Origin of the sequence: Gottfriedia acidiceleris (assembly GCF_036421055.1) — a bacterium.
GTDB classification, from domain to species: Bacteria; Bacillota; Bacilli; order Bacillales; family Bacillaceae_G; genus Gottfriedia; species Gottfriedia acidiceleris_C.
In genome coordinates, this window is sequence record NZ_JAZGQS010000001.1 from 276,255 (window position 1) to 293,647 (window position 17,393).

21 protein-coding genes are annotated in these 17,393 nt (G+C 30.9%); 13 read left to right on the forward strand and 8 right to left on the reverse strand.

Translation table 11 applies throughout. The features are described from left to right. Window positions 1-69 precede the first annotated feature (69 nt). The gene (locus tag RAH41_RS01260) at window positions 70-549 is read left to right on the forward strand and encodes a hypothetical protein (protein ID WP_331220034.1); all 480 of its coding nucleotides are present in this window, start codon (window positions 70-72) and stop codon (window positions 547-549) included. A gap of 22 nt (window positions 550-571) precedes the next feature. Here the strand turns inward: RAH41_RS01260 and RAH41_RS01265 are convergent, their stop codons facing one another. Further along, complete coding sequence (locus tag RAH41_RS01265; RefSeq protein WP_331220421.1) at window positions 572-700, reverse strand: DUF6429 family protein; 129 nt, start codon at window positions 698-700, stop codon at window positions 572-574. Between the two features lie 626 nt (window positions 701-1,326). On the opposite strand from RAH41_RS01265, the gene RAH41_RS01270 reads away from it, so the two are divergent. The 4 genes from RAH41_RS01270 (at window position 1,327) to RAH41_RS01285 (ending at window position 4,408) form a co-directional block, all read left to right on the forward strand. Further along, on the forward strand, window positions 1,327-1,752 hold the full coding sequence (locus RAH41_RS01270) for a hypothetical protein (RefSeq protein WP_331220036.1): 426 nt from the start codon (window positions 1,327-1,329) through the stop codon (window positions 1,750-1,752). A 536-nt stretch (window positions 1,753-2,288) separates the two neighbouring features. Further along, window positions 2,289-3,350 (forward strand): P1 family peptidase, encoded by a 1,062-nt coding sequence (locus RAH41_RS01275; RefSeq protein ID WP_331220038.1) that lies wholly within the window; start codon window positions 2,289-2,291, stop codon window positions 3,348-3,350. An 87-nt stretch (window positions 3,351-3,437) separates the two neighbouring features. Then, entirely contained in the window at window positions 3,438-3,707 is a 270-nt protein-coding gene (locus RAH41_RS01280; RefSeq protein WP_331220040.1) for a hypothetical protein, read from the forward strand. Window positions 3,708-3,922: 215 nt separating this feature from the next. Then, window positions 3,923-4,408, forward strand: coding sequence for an isochorismatase family cysteine hydrolase (locus RAH41_RS01285; RefSeq protein ID WP_331220042.1), 486 nt, complete (start codon window positions 3,923-3,925; stop codon window positions 4,406-4,408). A gap of 152 nt (window positions 4,409-4,560) precedes the next feature. On the opposite strand, the gene RAH41_RS01290 is transcribed toward RAH41_RS01285, so the two are convergent. Continuing rightward, window positions 4,561-4,704, reverse strand: coding sequence for a hypothetical protein (locus tag RAH41_RS01290; protein WP_165346879.1), 144 nt, complete (start codon window positions 4,702-4,704; stop codon window positions 4,561-4,563). Between the two features lie 286 nt (window positions 4,705-4,990). Here RAH41_RS01290 and RAH41_RS01295 point away from each other — a divergent pair, with 286 nt between their 5' ends. Together RAH41_RS01295 and RAH41_RS01300 are read left to right on the forward strand one after the other, a co-directional pair. Next, complete coding sequence (locus RAH41_RS01295) at window positions 4,991-5,947, forward strand: S8 family peptidase (protein ID WP_331220044.1); 957 nt, start codon at window positions 4,991-4,993, stop codon at window positions 5,945-5,947. Window positions 5,948-6,032: 85 nt separating this feature from the next. After that, window positions 6,033-7,103, forward strand: a complete 1,071-nt coding sequence (locus tag RAH41_RS01300; RefSeq protein WP_331220046.1) for a nitronate monooxygenase — start codon at window positions 6,033-6,035, stop codon at window positions 7,101-7,103. A gap of 111 nt (window positions 7,104-7,214) precedes the next feature. Here RAH41_RS01300 and RAH41_RS01305 read toward each other — a convergent pair whose 3' ends face one another. After that, a complete protein-coding gene (locus RAH41_RS01305; protein WP_331220048.1) occupies window positions 7,215-7,832 on the reverse strand; it encodes an RraA family protein in 618 nt (205 codons plus the stop codon). A 394-nt stretch (window positions 7,833-8,226) separates the two neighbouring features. Here RAH41_RS01305 and RAH41_RS01310 point away from each other — a divergent pair, with 394 nt between their 5' ends. Next, entirely contained in the window at window positions 8,227-8,838 is a 612-nt protein-coding gene (locus tag RAH41_RS01310; protein WP_331220050.1) for a hypothetical protein, read from the forward strand. A gap of 104 nt (window positions 8,839-8,942) precedes the next feature. Here RAH41_RS01310 and RAH41_RS01315 read toward each other — a convergent pair whose 3' ends face one another. The 5 genes from RAH41_RS01315 to RAH41_RS01335 form a co-directional block, all read right to left on the reverse strand. Then, entirely contained in the window at window positions 8,943-9,131 is a 189-nt protein-coding gene (locus RAH41_RS01315; RefSeq protein ID WP_098172804.1) for a hypothetical protein, read from the reverse strand. Between the two features lie 119 nt (window positions 9,132-9,250). Further along, window positions 9,251-9,694 carry an SRPBCC family protein gene (locus RAH41_RS01320; RefSeq protein WP_331220055.1) on the reverse strand — a complete coding sequence of 148 codons (444 nt, stop codon included), beginning with the start codon at window positions 9,692-9,694 and terminating at the stop codon, window positions 9,251-9,253. 8 nt (window positions 9,695-9,702) lie between these two features. Then, window positions 9,703-10,131, reverse strand: a complete 429-nt coding sequence (locus RAH41_RS01325) for an SRPBCC domain-containing protein (RefSeq protein WP_331220057.1) — start codon at window positions 10,129-10,131, stop codon at window positions 9,703-9,705. A 27-nt stretch (window positions 10,132-10,158) separates the two neighbouring features. Then, on the reverse strand, window positions 10,159-10,608 hold the full coding sequence (locus RAH41_RS01330) for an SRPBCC domain-containing protein (RefSeq protein WP_331220059.1): 450 nt from the start codon (window positions 10,606-10,608) through the stop codon (window positions 10,159-10,161). Continuing rightward, window positions 10,592-10,951: a metalloregulator ArsR/SmtB family transcription factor gene (locus RAH41_RS01335; protein ID WP_331220060.1), complete on the reverse strand. Its 360-nt coding sequence runs from the start codon at window positions 10,949-10,951 to the stop codon at window positions 10,592-10,594. Before RAH41_RS01335 ends, RAH41_RS01330 begins: the two co-directional genes overlap by 17 nt. Window positions 10,952-11,197: 246 nt before the next feature. On the opposite strand from RAH41_RS01335, the gene RAH41_RS01340 reads away from it, so the two are divergent. The 5 genes from RAH41_RS01340 (at window position 11,198) to RAH41_RS01360 (ending at window position 16,492) form a co-directional block, all read left to right on the forward strand. Next, window positions 11,198-12,376 carry a MalY/PatB family protein gene (locus RAH41_RS01340; protein ID WP_331220062.1) on the forward strand — a complete coding sequence of 393 codons (1,179 nt, stop codon included), beginning with the start codon at window positions 11,198-11,200 and terminating at the stop codon, window positions 12,374-12,376. 18 nt (window positions 12,377-12,394) lie between these two features. Continuing rightward, entirely contained in the window at window positions 12,395-12,838 is a 444-nt protein-coding gene (locus tag RAH41_RS01345; protein WP_331220064.1) for a VOC family protein, read from the forward strand. Between the two features lie 46 nt (window positions 12,839-12,884). Then, the gene (locus RAH41_RS01350; protein WP_331220065.1) at window positions 12,885-13,763 is read left to right on the forward strand and encodes an aminoglycoside phosphotransferase family protein; all 879 of its coding nucleotides are present in this window, start codon (window positions 12,885-12,887) and stop codon (window positions 13,761-13,763) included. 293 nt (window positions 13,764-14,056) lie between these two features. Next, window positions 14,057-15,034 (forward strand): VanW family protein, encoded by a 978-nt coding sequence (locus tag RAH41_RS01355; RefSeq protein ID WP_331220067.1) that lies wholly within the window; start codon window positions 14,057-14,059, stop codon window positions 15,032-15,034. Between the two features lie 183 nt (window positions 15,035-15,217). Continuing rightward, the gene (locus RAH41_RS01360; protein WP_331220069.1) at window positions 15,218-16,492 is read left to right on the forward strand and encodes an ATP-binding protein; all 1,275 of its coding nucleotides are present in this window, start codon (window positions 15,218-15,220) and stop codon (window positions 16,490-16,492) included. Window positions 16,493-17,393: the final 901 nt, after the last annotated feature.

The following is a 17,393-nucleotide window of genomic DNA, read 5'->3' on the forward strand; positions in this document are numbered from 1 at the left end:
TATTCAATCAAAAGCATTTTATTTATTTTCACATACTAATAAAAACAGAAAATTTAGGATGTGGAGAAGTTGAATCGCTTTAAAGGCCATGGAGTCGATCAATTAAAATTCGATATTGAATATAGAACCCAATTTACTTTTATAGTAAATGACGATACTTTGAGTTGCATTTTAAAAGATATTGCAAACGATTCAGTAAATATTGTTGGGATTTTACAAACAAAAAGTGGTGAAAACAATAATTTCGTTAGACTTGTAGCTGGTACAACGGAATCGGAGAATAAACGAGACCTAATAGTAGTTAGAAAAGCACTTGCAACTTTTAATGTAAAATATAAAGAAGATACAATTATCGGTATATTAAATATTCCACCTGGAATTCCTGGAGTATTTAGTAAATTTTACGGTAGCTTATGGTGTAAGGTTGGGGTGAAATCATTCTATATAGGAGAAAAAGATAGTATTTTTTTAAGCGTATCAAATATAAAGAAAGCAACAGAAATTTTAAAGAATTCTCTCTTAGTACAATGCGAAAATCATTGTGAATAATTTTGTTACTGTCTCTGTAATTTTAAACAACTGAGTTAAATAAAATAATCTTATTCATTATTTTAATAGTATATTTCTGCAATAATTTTTGAGCTAAAGCTATTCCGTTTTCCGTTAAGTAAACTGATTTTGCACGATTACTAAAAAATATGAGATTATTATCAGATTATTTATTCAGTGTATCGAAAGGATATCCCTTCTAACTTCTGAGTGTAGTTTCACCTAATACCGTATTTTCTTCAAATGATGTTAAATATAAAAGCAATAAAGTTAATTCATCAATTTGTTCTTGCATTTTAAATAATTCCTTTCGAATTTATATTCAAAAAGTAATGAAAATAAGAGGAAACTTTAATTAGTATAAGTTTTCCTCTTATTTCTTGTACATAAACTTACATTAATTCAAATAGTGGTATAAAAAGTAACTTAGTAATTTAGTCATTTAAGATAGTCATTCTATGCCCACAAACGGGACAAATTACAAACCGTTCTTTTACCTTAACAGTTTTAAATGCTAATGCAAAATTTAATTTTGATAATTTAAAACTACAATAGATGATAAGCCTTAATAGTAAATTTTAATATTATTTTTTTTGCTATTTATAGAATGATACCTTAGTAGTTTTTGATTTCAAGTTGTAACTATAAATTACAATCTAAAATAAAAAGTTAAAAAAGATAAATTAAATTGAAGGAAATTCCAAAAATAGGAAACAATAAAAACTAATTAATAAAATACATAAATAAATATTGAACTACAAACGAAAGGAGAATTTTATGAATATAAAATTCTTGTTTATATTAAATGATTATATACCTACAGAACCGGCTTATGTTGCCAATACTGGCAAATATATTGAGGGCTCATTAAATATCTACTTAAATGAAACTTTATTTTTTCATGATCCCAATTTAAATCTTACTGAGTTTGCGGTTCAATTAAATGAATGGGTTCAAAAAGTAGAAAATGGATCAAGAGATAACATGAATTATGAATCGATTAATCGAAATGAAGATCTTATGAATTTCCTTTTTAAAGGAGATGAAAGGTGGGGGATTTATTCGGTGTGGCAAATGTTTGAACCGACAGAATATATTACTACAGAGGTATTAGTTGAGTCTGTAAATAAATTTCTTACTACGTTAAATGATGGACTTATTGAATTCAATTATGATTATACACTTGATAAATTTAATCAGTAATTTTTATAAATAATCATTTGTTTCACTAAAAAAAGAGTTGCAAGACTAACTCTTTTTTTTTTGCATTTTGATAGTGAGATCTTAAAGAGAATGAAAGAAAACATGCTTGGTCAAGCAATGGTATATGTAAAAAAATAAGAGGAACTTTTAGACTAAGAAAGTAGGTATTAGTAATAAAAGTCAATAAATAAAGCCCAGGGTAAAAATTTACCTTGTGATAGTTATAAATTTTAATTAAAAAATCACTTTTACCATGAAGATAAAAGTGATCTGTACCTGTTTGCCAATGCCACCAAGAAAACAAGGTTAATACAGAGTATGTTAGGAAATGGGAATAGTTCGATTTTCTTATATGGTAATAATTTCCTTATTGGTTAAACAGAAAAGTTATTAGATTAAGGAAAATCATGAGGAGTAATTGAGACGTTTATTTTTATCAAGTAAGTAACTCATTTACTAAGTTGTCTGTTAAGATTAACCATAAAAGGAGAAATCAACTACTACTCATATTGAATTTGAAACTGGGGGAATAGATAATGAGTCAAAAAAGAATCAGAGATTATGGTGTTAATATTGGGTATCTAGAAACAGGAAAACTAAATTCAATTACGGATGTTGAAGGGGTTACAGTAGGTCATGTAACGATTAGCAATCAAGAAATCCAAACTGGTGTTACAGCAATACTTCCTCATCAAGGTAATTTATTTAAGGATAAGTTAATCGCGTCATCGCATGTTATTAATGGGTTTGGTAAGTCGATGGGAACCATCCAGATTAATGAGTTAGGAACGATCGAAACGCCAATTATTTTAACAAATACGCTAAGCATTGGGACAGCTGCAGACGCTTTAATTGAATATATGTTAGATCATAATCCAGAAATAGGTCGTACGACAGGCACTGTTAATCCAGTAATTTGCGAGTGTAATGATATGCTTTTAAATGATGTACGAGCTAGGTTTATAAAGAAAGACCATGTTTTTCAAGCGTTAAATAACGCTTCTTCAAATGTGAAAGAAGGAACTGTTGGAGCAGGAACTGGAATGCTTTGCTATTCATTAAAAGGTGGAATTGGAACTGCTTCGCGAGTTATGAAGATGGATCATGGTACATATATAATGGGTGTTTTAGTCTTATCTAACTTTGGGATTTTAAGCGATTTAAAAGTAAATGGAAAACATATTGGAGCAGAATTGCGGGATTATATCTTAAAAGAACGAGATGAACAAGATAAGGGTTCAATCATAATGATTGTTGCAACGGACCTGCCCGTTTCAGAAAGACAGCTAAATCGTATTATTAAAAGAACAGTTACCGGTTTATCAAGAACAGGTTCAATTATTACAACAGGAAGTGGTGAAGTCGTCATTGGCTTTTCAACAGCAACAAAATTACCTCATGAAAAAACAGCGCAATGCATAATGGTTCCCACTATACATGAAGAAGATATTGATCTCGCATTTAGAGCAGTAGGAGAAGCAACAGAAGAAGCGGTTTTAAACTCTTTAGTAACAGCAACACATATTGTTGGTAGAGATGGGAATGAAAGACCAGCTTTTAAAGATTTAATAGAAAAGTACAATGTTAACTTAATATAGATTATGGAATTAGTTCTATTAACGAAATAAACTTCATAAAATACTCTTAAACTTATAGTTGGACAAGCATTAAGTTAGGAGGCTGCTATGAAAAGAAATCTATTTTTTGTTTCTATTTTTGTTATTTGTTTAGTCGTTAGTTTTTTAGCTCTTGATCAAATTGGTTTAAAAAAGGCTGTAACACGAAGCGGAAACAGTGAGATTAAATCTCACAATGAAGTAACTGCCGATAAAAATATAAATATATTGAAGCTACCGTTGCCAAATTCAGATCAAAGAAAATATAGTGTAATAAAATTACCAATTAGTGGTAGTCCAATACATATTAAAGAATTAAATAATAAATCACTTAATTGACAAACAAATATTTATAAAAAATGATAGGCCAAAAAGTAATAGCATTGATAATTAGATCAATGCTATTTTTATATTTTTATCTATCAATTTTATTTTTACTTCTAGCATTAAATATAACAGTAATATTACTTATTTTTTATAAAAAAGGTAGGACTATAAAAAAACAAATAGAATAAGTACTTAAAAGGAATATAGAGTGTTATGGAGGGAAAATAATGAAAATTGGTTTTCTTATTATTGATATGCAAAAAATATTTTTAGAGGATAAAAAAGAGTCATTAAATGTTGAAGGTGCTTGTGAATATATAAACTTTGTTGCTGACCGTATCCGATTTAAAAATCATTTAGTTATACATGTTCAAGATATTGAAGGAGCAGATGAACTAAATTCAGAATTACTTTCTTTCATCCCGGAAATTAAAGTAGAAGAGCAAGATATTTGTGTTTCAAAAGAACATTCAAATGCATTTTGGAATACTGAATTAGAAGAGATTTTGAAAGGGAATGACGTCGAGTTAGTTATTATAGCTGGGTTTGCAGCAGAACATTGTGTGCTATTTACCTACAATGGAGCTAGCGAAAGGGGGTTTAAACCAGTCCTATTGCAAAATGGAATATTAAGCACAAAAAGTGATGTAATAACTCAAACGTATCGTGATCGAAATATTATTTCTTACAATGTTGTACCATACATTATTTAGTATAAAAATAGATTAATAACATAAAAGTGCTCTTATAAGTCACTTTACTTTGAGCATTTTTTTAGTTAAAGAATAAAACAAAGAAACCACAAGTTAAAATGAATATCTTGTGGTTCTAATTATATATTGGAGACAAACTTCCTATTATTTTTCTAATGGATACGGATTAATTCATAAATATCAGAGTCAAATCGAACTCTTGTATGCTTGGATTCAATTCGTTCTATTTCTTCTATTTCTTCTCGTAACTCTCCAAACCACCAAAATTTGATTTCAGTTAATAAATTAGTAAGCATTTTATTCCCCCTAGTTTGAATAATGCCTTAACACTATTAGATTATAAATCTATTTTTTTAAGCTAAGATTAATCTGTTGTAAAAGTTAACAAAGGTTTTATGGAGTGGTAGAAGATTTATTAAATTTTTTTAGTTAAATAAATCGTTCTATTTTCCTGCAGTTTTAGAATTAATTTTAAATAAAGTTGAATTTAATTAAAGGGAAATTATGGATGATTGTAGAATACTAATCTATACCTCAAAGATTTATCCTTTACGAATAAATCCCAAAAAGGAGCTGGTAGGCATGTCTAAATTTAGATTGATTCCTTACAAACTGGAAGAAGTTAAAGGTAGTATAAATGAAGTACCACCTGGAGTTCGTTTAATTGAAGCTAAATCTATTTGGGACAAAGGGTGTCAAGGGGAAGATGTGGTTGTAGCAGTTATTGATACGGGTTGTCAGACTGACCACCCTGAATTACAAGAGCGAATTATTGGTGGATATAATTTTACTGAAGACTACGGTGGGGATCCTAACGTATTCTTAGATAATAATGGTCACGGTACACATGTTTGTGGAACGATTGCAGCATCTGAAAATGGAGAAGGAGTTGTAGGTGTAGCTCCAAAAGCAAAACTTCTCGTTTTAAAAGTATTAACTGGTGCTGGTGAAGGAAGCATTGAATCAATTGTACAAGCGATTGATTATGCGACCAATTGGAAAGGCTCTAATGGGGAAACTGTTCGAGTGATTTCAATGTCATTAGGTGGTCCAGAGGATGATTCTTCGTTACATGCAGCGATTCAAAGAGCGGTTGAACAAAATATAGCCGTTGTATGCGCAGCTGGTAATGAAGGTGATGGGGATGGCTCAACTAATGAATATAGCTATCCAGGTGCCTACGACGAAGTTATAGAAGTAGGTTCCGTAAGTCTTCAAAAACGATTATCCAATTTTAGTAATACAAATAACGAAATTGATTTAGTTGCGCCGGGAGAAAAGATTCTTTCGACTTATCCGACAAATCAATATGCTGTTCTTTCTGGTACATCAATGGCAACACCACATGTTTCAGGGGCTATTGCATTATTAATTCAGCAATTTGAATCTGAGAATAATGAGAAAATCACTGAACCAGATTTGTTTGAACTGTTAATAAGTCATACAGTACCAATCGGATACAGTACGTTTGAGGAAGGCCATGGACTTTTAAATCTAGGCGTAAATATTCCCTCAACATCTACGAATGTAATAAAATAATAGGTAAGGTCCCGATAGTGTTGCAAGACTATTCGGGACTTTTTTTGGTGAGTAGAAAAAAGTTAAAATTATTAGGGGTGAAATAATGTTTAAAAATCAAATCACTGAACTTTTAAATATAGAATCTCCAATTATTCAAGCTCCGATGGCTGGGGGAGTCACTACTTCAGATTTTGTAGCTAAAGTATCAAATTGTGGAGCTTTAGGTACAATCGGAGCGGGCTATATGACTCCAACAGAAGTACGTGAACAAATTAGAGAAATAAAAACATTAACGAATAAACCTTTCGGAATTAATCTATTTGTTCCAAATGATTTTATTGTAAACGAAAATGAAATTTCAAAATCTAATGATTTATTACAACCTTTCAATGAGGAATTAAATATAAAACAAAATAAATGCATACAAGTTCAAAATTTTCATTCTTCAAATGATACATTTCACGAACAAATAAAAGTGATCATTAAAGAAGGGGTTCCGATTTGTTCATTTACATTCGGTATACCTTCAAAGGATATGATAAAAGAGCTAAAGCTACATAATATTATTTTGATTGGAACAGCAACTACTGTAAATGAAGCAATTGAAATTGAGAAGTCAGGAATGGATCTAATTGTCGTACAAGGTAGTGAAGCAGGTGGGCATCGAGGTAATTTTTTAAGTGATCATGAGGAAAGTTTAATTGGATTAATGTCGCTAATACCTCAAGTGGTTGATCAGGTTCGTATTCCAGTAATTGCAGCAGGTGGAATTATGGACGGAAGAGGCTTAATGGCATCTCTTTGTTTAGGGGCGCAAGCTGTTCAAATGGGTACCGCTTTTTTAACTTGTTTTGAAAGTGGGGCACATGAAGTACATAAAAATGCGATACTAAATTCTACTGAAGACCAGTTAGTTTTAACCCGTGCATTTTCAGGGAAATGGGCAAGAGGAATCGAAAATAAATTTATTACGGAAATGAAAAAACACGAAGCTGATTTACCACCGTTTCCCGTTCAAAATACGATGACCCAAACGATGAGAAAAGCATCTTCTGTACAAAATAAAAAAGAGTTTATGTCACTTTGGTCGGGACAAAGTCCTAGATTATCTAAAAAGGTATCGGTAGAAAACTTAATAAATGACATAATGGAAGGCGCTAAAAAACTTTTATAAAAAGAAAATTAAAAAAGTTACAATTTTAGGGTAGTAAAAAAGGTTCTAATATGGTTATTTCCAATACCTATAGTAAGAACCTTTTTTATAGAAGAAAAAATTATTCAGTTGTTACTTTAAGAGCATCTGATCAATATACGATTTAATCGCTTTAATATTACCAGATACTTGTTCTTCTCTTTGTTCATCTTTTTTTATTTTATCTAATGATTTTGCCAAAATTGTTTTTGCTTCTGATTGAGGGATTACAACAACTCCATCTGCATCACCAACAATGATATCTCCTGGGTTAACTGATGTACCTCCACATGATATTGGAATATTAATATCGCCTACTCCAATTTTACCGCTTGCAGCAACGGTAGTTCCTTTACAGAATACTGGGAAATTTAATTTTTTAATTCCGCTTATATCTCGGATTACCCCATCAGCAACTATTGCACTAACGCCCATTGTTTGTGCCATTCCGACAATAAAGTCTCCTGCAATTGCCCTGTATCGATCCCCTTTTGCATCGATTACAATGACATCTCCTTTATTTGCTTCCCGAATTGCCTTTAATACAGCCAAATTATCACCAACAGGGATTTTAACAGTCAGCGCTCTTCCAGCAAATCGATATTCATCTTTTAAAGGCTTTATGGACGGATCCATATTATTTAGACCATCCATTACGTCTGAAATACAAGTTGTTGGTATATTTTTAAATTGAGTAATAATAGAGTCCACTCCCTTATAAATCATTTATTTAATGAAATTATATAAATAATTTGTTCTCGTGAGAATTTCGAAAAAATTATTAAGCTTGATAAAAAAATATTATTGAATTAAGAAAGGTTGCAATAGATTAATATCGAATAAAATAAGTTGATAATAAAATTTAAACTTATGTATATAAGGTTCTACCTGAAGTGAAAATCTGGATATTATCGTACTCATTTTATAAAAATAAAACATTCCATTAAGGTTTCACTACATTATTAATATTTTACATTAGTCTACTTTTAGACCAGTCCTATTTCAATTAAGAGAATATGCTAAAAGAATGTAACATGATTGACTTCATTATTTAATATATCGATTTATGCTTGTATAGTAACATTTAATTAAGGAGTTGAGGTGCTTGAGGAACAAAACTAGATACGTCTATTTAACACATAAGGTTCAAATAGAAACCACTGAAAAACTGGAAAAGCTATCCCAACTTACAGGGAAAACTAGTGCAGAGTTAATCGAAAAAATGATTGAAGAAATGTATGATCTACAGATAGATTCAAAGGAAAATGAAGCAAATCTTAATGAAGTTCTTAACGAAGAAAATTTATTTGAAGAAATTACAGACCAAGAAATAAGAGATGCAGAGCTAAGATGGCGAAACTCAAAACAAGGTATTAAAGATTTTAGCCAAAGAATGGAAGATTGGAAGAAAGAAGAAAAAAGGAAAAATGCTGAGAAAGCAAAAGAATATAAAAAGAAAATAGTTGATTGGGCTAGAGTATGGGAAGAGTATTTACGAAATTACTCTACTTCAATCAAGAAAAATAAAAAACATAATTTCAAGTATTTCAATCCGAATGATAGTGCTGAAGTTTGGAAGAAACAAATGAGGGAATATACAAAGCTTTGGCACCCTGATTATGCTCCAGACCACGGGAATCCTCAAAAGTTTGGTGAAATGAAAGCTGAATATGATATTTTAAAAGGTAAAATTCCTACTGAAGAATATAGTTTATAAATTTATCGGTATACATATAAAGTTGAATGTACGGTTCGATTTGTAAAAAAAGTAAAAAGTAGTGGGACTAATATAAGTTCCACTACTCATTTACCCTACTGTATTTAATCTTCTTTTGCACTATCCTCAGCAATCACTCTTAGTTCTTGATAAAAAAGGTCATGATTACATTCTGGATTTTCAGCTTGTTTATATTTGTCTACAATTTCAAGTAATTCACCAGTATCACCTTTTGCATTGATAATTTCTAATAGTTGATTCATATCATCAGTGTATTCATCTTCTTTTTTCATAATTTACCCTCCATTCACAATTAGATGGAATTATTATTCGCAAGCTTTATGAAAAAAATAGATTAATTTTTGAAATATATTTAATTAAAAAGGATACTTTGAATGTTTATACCTAAATTTCAATTATTTGTTGTTTCTAAAATTCTTTTAATTGCTCTTAAATCTTTCATATTTGCTCTTTTCATCATCATGGACATAAATGGGGTAACAACTTTAGAGAATCCTTTTGGAATTCCTTTGTTTCTCAAAGTCATTCGAGTAGAATAATCGTTTACCTTTGACCATGTGTATGTGGTTTCCATTGGAAAAGGACCAGTAGCTGTTTTCATTACTAGTTTTTGCCCTGAAGTATATTCAATGATCTCATATATATATGCTAGTTCTTTACTTAAAAACTGTGCTTTAAATGCAATCTTTGAACCGACTCGTAAAGGTTTTTCCGTTTTCCATTCTACTAAATTAATATTTACATACCATTTTGGAGCGTTGTCTGGATTCGATGCATACTCGGATACTTTCTCTAAAGGGCAATTAATTGTAATTTCAGTTTGTACATCTACCATTCTTTATATTAACCTTGATGCCAAACTGCAGGATTTTTACCTTCAACATATTGTTTTAAAATATACATTAAAGTACCCCATGTTGTATTGATCATTGCATAAGGACCTTCCATTGATTCAAATCCAGAGTGATTGAAATTTAATACAGTTGCACCATTTTCGTTCGCATTTAATTCAAAACGTATTTTTGTACCTTTCCAAGCTGGCATATCATGTTTTGCACTCCACTCTAATAATTTCCCAGGTTCTAATTGGTCAACTTGTAATTGGAAAACAGCTTGACGGTTATAAAAAGCGACTTCGGTAATACTTCCTAATTGTGGCTCTGCCTTCGCATCCGTAGACCACCAAGATTTGATACCTTCAGTTGTTGTAATTGCTTCAAATACTTTGTCTGGAGTTTCATTAATTGTAATTTGATGTGGCATATTTACCATTTTATATTCCTCTTTTCATTTAGTTTATTATTGAAAAAATCTCGTAAGCTTCTCCTCTAAGAAACTTGTCCAACCATGTGTATGATTTTTTGCTTCTTCTTCAGTAGGAAGATTTGTATGAGTTACGATTACTTCAGTTTTTCCATCTTTCTCAAGAAAATCGACAGTTACATTTGTAACAGGAAAACCAGCTTGTTGTTCCCATTGCCATGTAAAAACTAATTTTTCATTTGATAAAATTTCTAAATATTGTCCATATACAATATGTTCAATACCATTTGGTGATTTCATAATGAATTTATAATTACCATGTACTTCAACATTCATTTCTACTATTTTCGTTGTATAGCCTTGTGGACCCCACCATTTTTCTAACAACTCTGGTTTAGTCCATGCTGCAAATACTTTTTCTTTCTTTACAGGATAAACATGATTAAGTTTTAAAGTGAAGTTTTGTGGATTATTCATCGTGATCATCATCATTACCTCCATTTTCTTCAGATAATAAAAATTGTTCCAAACTTGATAGCTGTTGCTCCCATAAGGACTTTAATTCATTTAGCCAATTAGATGCAGATGAAATTGCACTTGGATGAAGATAATAATACTTAAATCTCCCAACTTTCTTAAAAGAAACCAAACCAGCATTTTCTAAAACCTTCATATGCTTTGAAAAAGCAGGCAAAGACATATCAAATGGTTCAGCTAATTTTTTAACTGTATTCTCTCCTTTAGATAGCTCTTGGATGATTGCTCTCCGTGTTGGATCTGATAAAACTGAAAATACTTGATCAAGATTGTCATCATAATAGTTAACCATGTGGTTAACTATAAAATAAAAATTTATTAAAATCAAGCACTTGTATTATTCATTTTTTACCAGTTGATTATTAATGATTTAGTTGCTTCTTACACTAAAAGACTTATTTCTAATTGAATTTTCTTGCAAAATAGTATAATTTGGATATAAATTATGTTTACGAAAATACTATTAATTAACTATATACCATAATATAAATACCAAAATCTTAATCATAAATGATCGAAAAATGGTGGGGGATTAAAAATGAACTTTAACTTTAATGAAGAACATAATAGAAAAAATACAAATAGTACGAAGTGGGACTCAGTTGATCGAGTATTTGGATGTACGGATGTACTACCTTTATGGGTTGCCGATATGGACTTTGCTTGTGCGCCTGGGATTGTAGAGGCTATTACGAAACGAGCACAACATCCTATTTATGGATATGGACATATTCCTGAAGAATTTTTTACATCTGCAATGAATTGGGCAAGTAAACGTTATAATACATCGATAAAAAGAGAATGGTTAACAAATGTACCGGGTGTGGTTCCAGCCTTGAATTTAGCAATTGATGCATTCACAAAGCCTGGTGATGATATTATCATCCAGCCACCAGTATACTTTCCATTTTTCAGTACAATTAAAAATAATGGAAGGAATATAATTGAAAATTCTTTAATTGAAGAAGATGGTTATTATTATATGGATTTAGAAGATCTAGAAAATAAAATTACTTCTAAAACTAAAATGATGATTCTTTGTAGCCCTGCAAATCCTGTTGGAAGAGTGTGGACGAAAGAAGAATTATCAGGTTTGATGGACATATGTAAAAAGAATAAGATTGTTGTCATTGCAGATGAAATTCATGCTGATTTAGTCTACAAGAAAGGTAGTCACACACCTTTTTATTCTTTAAGTGAAGATGCGGCAAATATGAGTATTACATTCATGTCGCCAAGCAAAACATTCAATATCGCAGGTTTATTTTCATCACTTGCTGTTATTCCAAATCAAGATTTGTTTACAGAGTTTTCTCATTCGGTTGCACGTTCGAGTTTAGAAAACTTAAATATTTTTGGAATTGAGGCAGTAATTGCAGCTTATAACGAAGGTGAAAAATGGCTTGATGAATTATTGATTTATTTAAAAGGAAACGCGGAGTTTATACATAATTACTTAAAAACAAATATTCCTGAAGTAAAAATGAGAGTTACAGAAGCGACCTACTTAGGATGGCTTGATTTTAGAGGTTTAGGTCTAAGAGGTGACCAATTGAACGAATTTATGATTAATGATGCGAAATTAGGTTTAAATGAAGGTCGCGGTTTTGGAATCGATGGAGATGGTTTTATGAGATTGAATTACGCATGCACACGTAAAACAATAGAAGAAGCTTTGTCACGATTAGAGAAGGCTGTAAAATCCATTAAGAAATAGATAAGGGAGATGGCATTTATGACGTTAAAAATTACACCATGTATTGTTATGAGTGGGAATGCTAAAGAAGCAGTTCATTTTTATGAAAGAGAACTTGAAGCCGAGGTTCTTAATGTACAAACATACGGTGAAATGCCAATTCCTTGTCCAGAAGCATTAAAGAATAGTGTTGCAAATGCAATTTTAAAAATTGGTGAAAGTGAGCTTATATTATTTGATGCGCCAATTCAATCGAATCCGAACAAAGACTTTCAACAAAATACACCTAATTATGAAAATAAAAAAGTAGAAGTCACGATTAATCTTTCGATCGATAGCGTAGAAAAAACAAAGCGCATTTTTAACTCATTACAACAAGATGGACATATCATCGCACCATTAGAAGCGGTACCATTTAGTCCTGCTTTTGGAACTGTTACAGACAAGTTCGGAGTTACGTTTATATTGATTACCCAAAAGTAAAATACAAATAATTTATTAGTTTGATAGCAAAAATTAGGGAGATTAGATGGATAAAATAAATGTTGAATTAGTAAAACAATTAATTATTGAACAATTTCCAATTTGGTCTGACTTAGAAATAAAACCTGTAAAATTAAGTGGCAATGATAACAGAACGTTCCATTTAGGGGATAATATGAGTGTAAGATTACCAAGCGCACAATGCTATGTTCCTCAAGTTGAAAAAGAACATAAATGGTTACCCATTTTAGCCAATAAACTAAGGTTACCAATTTCTAAACCGCTAGCAAAAGGAAGTCCTAGTAAATACTATCCATGGCCGTGGACGATTAATGAATGGATCGATGGAGAGTCATCAAGTAAAGAAAATATAAGTGATTTAAGTCAATTTGCAGAAGATTTAGGGCAGTTTTTAAATGAGTTCCAGTCAATTGATGTTAACGGCGGGCCAATTGCAGGAAAGCATAATTTCTTTAGAGGTGGCCACTTAGCAGTCTACGACAAAGAAACAAGAGATTCAATAGATCAAACAAAAGAGCTTTTTAACAAAGATTTACTAACAGATATTTGGCAACTAGCTCTTAGTTCCAAATGGGAGCGAGAACCAGTATGGGTACATGGCGACATTGCGCCAGGAAACTTACTTGTTAAAAATGGAAAGCTATGTGCAGTCATTGATTTTGGAATACTTGGAGTAGGTGATCCATCATGTGATGCTGCAATGGCATGGACATTTTTCGATACCAATAGTAGAAACGTTTTTAAAAACGTTTTAAACTTTGATGAAAATACTTGGCACAGAGCAAGAGGCTGGGCTTTATGGAAGGCTTTAATTACATTTAATGCGAATAAAGAACATGATACAACGATAAGAGAAGAATCGTTTAATACGATTAATGTAATTATGAACGATTTCAAATCTTAAAATGGATTAAAAATTTACGAGTTGCTTACTTGCGGCTCGTATTTTTTTGTATTTTAGTACTTTAGTGAGACTGCAATTAAAAAAGTGAAATCGGCAAACAAGGCTATAGATTTTAAAATAGATCAAAACAATTAAATATACAATAAAAATAGCTTAGAGAAGCCTAGAAGTCCTTCTCTGTTTTTATGTTGTTCAAAAAAAGTATCAAAAAATGATTACTTGTGACTGATTTATGAAGGAAAAACATGAAAGTACTAAATCTTGTTCATACTAATGTTGGGAGGAATCCAACTATGTTTCAAAAATTACTAGCTAGTTTTTTATTATTAACACAATCGGTTGAACTAGCTGATAGCTTAACTGTTATTCAACAAGGTCATCCGATTGCTGTAATTAATCGTGAAGATTTTACAATGTCACTTCCGGGTACACCAATGATAAACGAAAAAAAGTTTAATCAATTTATTGAAAAACTTGATCAACAAATTTATCGTAATCCAATAAATGCGACAATTAATGAACAAGGTAGGATTGTACCAGGTCAAGTAGGTTACAGGCTTTATAAAAAAGAGTTCAAGGATAAATTTACTACATATTTTTATAGTAAAGGACCATCTAAAATTGAAGTACCAGAGCTAGATATTTATCCTAAAGTTGATAGTGAATTATTAGCTCACATTAGGATTCAACAGATTGGACAATATGTAACCTACTTTAATTCAAATAATAAAAGTCGAGTACATAATATTTCACTCGCAGCAAAAGCAATTGATAATTACGTAGTTTTCCCAAATGAAGTTTTTTCCTTTAATAAGGTAGTAGGAGAGAGAAGTGGGGCAAAGGGATATAAACGTGCACCGATCATTGTAAGGGGCGAATTGTCTGAAGGAGTTGGAGGAGGAATATGTCAAGTCTCTTCTACACTATTTAATGCAGTAGATCGTGCTGGTCTAAAAATTATTGAAAGATATTCCCATAGTAGACGAGTACCATATGTACCAGCAGGACGTGATGCTACAGTTAGTTGGTATGGACCAGACTTCCGTTTTCAGAATAAATATAATCAGCCAATTTTAATTCGCGCAAAACGATATGGTGGAAGTATGATTGTTACACTTCATTCTTCCGATGTGATCAATTATGAAGTAAGAAATGTCCCTATAGCTCCTACTCGTTTACCTGAAGAAATAAATACAGAAGATGACAAACACTCTTCAAATCCTTCAAGAAAAGGAAAAATAGTACCACCGAATAAATCGGTAGGGGATTAAAGTTTAATACATATGAATTAAACCCCACAAAGGAAATTAATAATCCTTGAGGGGTTTTTTTTCGTTTATCATGAATAAGGTCCATTTTGAAAAAATTATGAAAGTCTAATCCATTGCAGACTAGACTTATAGAAACGAAAGATTTAGAATTGTAAGAAAGATCGGAAAGCAAAGGAGAATTGCATGACAAAAATAAATGTATTATTTGATTCGAAGGATATGGAACGAAATACATTACCTTTTTACTACGATTACGGAAAGGTCATCTCAACTATTCAAAGTCAGCTATTTGATACATTTGGGGTTGATTTTCAAATGTATTCAGATGAGGATACAACAAATGAAATCTGGGAAATTCTAGAAGAAGATCTAAAAGAAGAATCGAATGAAGTTCAATTAATCAGCCATATTTATAATGAGCTTGAAACAAAAACTATTTCTTCGAATCATACTGATAAAAAATTGGAACTCATCATTAAGCCAAGAGTTGAAAATGGATTATATTATTATCCGAATTACGGAGTGGCTTTATCGAAAGCGATGATATTTGAAGCCGATAATCAATATAATAGAGACCTAATTTTTGCTAAAAATGATTCATGTCTTGCATCCTTTTTTCAATATGTACTAAAAAGAAAACGAGATTATATTAAAAATTATGTAACCGTCTATACAGATACAGATGACGGAGTCGAAACATCAATTGAAAATATTACTAAAATGGTTAGTAGAGAAGATGTATTTTTAGAAGAATCTTTAAAAAGAGAAATTTATCGATCGATAGACCATTTCTTTCATGAAGGTCGAGACTTCTTTAAAACATATGATATCCCATATAAACGAGGATTTTTATTATACGGAAATCCTGGAAATGGAAAAACAACATTAGTCAAATCCATTGCAAGTAGTATTAACGCACCAGTTGCATATTGGCAAATTACGGAATATACATCAAGTTACACAATCAAAGAGGTTTTTAGTTCGGTGTTAAAATTAACACCAATGGTACTAGTAATCGAGGATATTGACAGTATGCCTCCTTCAGTTCGCTCAGTATTTCTAAACACGATTGATGGTGCCACTTCTAAAGAAGGTTTATTTTTAATTGGAACGACTAATTATCCTGAAAAAATTGATCCTGCATTAATGAATCGCTCTGGTAGATTTGATCGAGCATATGAAATTAAACAACCAACAAAAGAAATGCGTTCCGACTACTTACAAAAGAAAAAATTAAATCGAATTTTAAACAATGAAGAATTACAGCTATTAATCGATTCAACGAATGACTTCTCTTATGCTCAATTAAATGAGTTATATATTTCAATCATTATTGAGTGGGAATGTGAAAAAAAAGTAGATATCATACGTTTATGCGACGAAATGAAATCAATTTTACGTAAACAAAAAAAGCAAAATTGGGAAAAAAATGAAACTGTTGGATTTTCTTTTGAGTAATTCGATCCTACATTAAAGTGTTGAAGAATATTACGAAAATTTCTCCCATTTTTCTAACTCTGCCTAAAAACGATAGAAGCCTGAAACGAGCTTCTATCGTTTTTTTTAGTGTTTTAAAATTTTACCTTCTTTTTCTCCCAATATTTTACTAGATTATGATGCATTTCTCTTGGTTTTTCAATTTCAATCCAATCAATACTCCCTATATGTCTCCAAAAAATATTTTTTAAAGGAAGTTTATGTCTTAATCGAACTTGCTCTTGTTTTGAAAAATGAGCCATTATAAAGGTTGATCTGAAAGATTTTGTTTTAAAAACATCAATATTTTCAATTTCATCCTATAATATTTTATTTCCATCAAAGTCTACAACTACGCTTTCCTCATCCCAATATATACCGACTCCTTTTTTACGATAAGTCCATAATTTAATTGAAGACCAAAAAAGTAAAAAACAAATAATAAAAAACCGATATGTATAAATAAATCTGAAATCGAGTAATGTTTACTACTTGTAATGGCCATCAATAGTATAAAAAGAAATAGACTACCACTTATAGTAAAAAGTAATATTGTTGAAATCTTTGGTTTGTATACTGTCACTTTTCAATACACGTCTCCTTAAATTCATCTATCTATATTTTACTATTATTTATTTTAAAGTTGAGTAGGCAATAAAGTATAATTTTGGATTAGTTTAGAACAATTATCTAAATCCTATTTTAGGGTGATGAAAGATTAAGGACTGAATTCATCTTGTTTGTTAGTAAACTAAAAACCAGGTTCGTTTTGTATTATTCAAAAGGAAAGAAAATTAGCAAGCTAAAATAATGATACTTTTAATTCCATTTTTGAATAAAGTTAAACAAGGAATATAGTTAATTTTCAGAAAAAATGATTGAA

Bases quoted from the DNA above. Each gene is read 5' to 3' on its own strand.
- RAH41_RS01270 (WP_331220036.1), top strand. From the start codon at position 1,327: ATGAATATAAAATTCTTGTTTATATTAAATGATTATATACCTACAGAA.
- RAH41_RS01275 (WP_331220038.1), top strand. From the start codon at position 2,289: ATGAGTCAAAAAAGAATCAGAGATTATGGTGTTAATATTGGGTATCTA.
- RAH41_RS01280 (WP_331220040.1), top strand. From the start codon at position 3,438: ATGAAAAGAAATCTATTTTTTGTTTCTATTTTTGTTATTTGTTTAGTC.
- RAH41_RS01285 (WP_331220042.1), top strand. From the start codon at position 3,923: ATGAAAATTGGTTTTCTTATTATTGATATGCAAAAAATATTTTTAGAG.
- RAH41_RS01290 (WP_165346879.1), bottom strand. From the start codon at position 4,704: ATGCTTACTAATTTATTAACTGAAATCAAATTTTGGTGGTTTGGAGAG.
- RAH41_RS01295 (WP_331220044.1), top strand. From the start codon at position 4,991: ATGTCTAAATTTAGATTGATTCCTTACAAACTGGAAGAAGTTAAAGGT.
- RAH41_RS01300 (WP_331220046.1), top strand. From the start codon at position 6,033: ATGTTTAAAAATCAAATCACTGAACTTTTAAATATAGAATCTCCAATT.
- RAH41_RS01315 (WP_098172804.1), bottom strand. From the start codon at position 9,131: ATGAAAAAAGAAGATGAATACACTGATGATATGAATCAACTATTAGAA.
- RAH41_RS01320 (WP_331220055.1), bottom strand. From the start codon at position 9,694: ATGGTAGATGTACAAACTGAAATTACAATTAATTGCCCTTTAGAGAAA.
- RAH41_RS01325 (WP_331220057.1), bottom strand. From the start codon at position 10,131: ATGGTAAATATGCCACATCAAATTACAATTAATGAAACTCCAGACAAA.
- RAH41_RS01330 (WP_331220059.1), bottom strand. From the start codon at position 10,608: ATGATCACGATGAATAATCCACAAAACTTCACTTTAAAACTTAATCAT.
- RAH41_RS01335 (WP_331220060.1), bottom strand. From the start codon at position 10,951: ATGGTTAACTATTATGATGACAATCTTGATCAAGTATTTTCAGTTTTA.
- RAH41_RS01340 (WP_331220062.1), top strand. From the start codon at position 11,198: ATGAACTTTAACTTTAATGAAGAACATAATAGAAAAAATACAAATAGT.
- RAH41_RS01345 (WP_331220064.1), top strand. From the start codon at position 12,395: ATGACGTTAAAAATTACACCATGTATTGTTATGAGTGGGAATGCTAAA.
- RAH41_RS01350 (WP_331220065.1), top strand. From the start codon at position 12,885: ATGGATAAAATAAATGTTGAATTAGTAAAACAATTAATTATTGAACAA.
- RAH41_RS01355 (WP_331220067.1), top strand. From the start codon at position 14,057: ATGTTTCAAAAATTACTAGCTAGTTTTTTATTATTAACACAATCGGTT.
- RAH41_RS01360 (WP_331220069.1), top strand. From the start codon at position 15,218: ATGACAAAAATAAATGTATTATTTGATTCGAAGGATATGGAACGAAAT.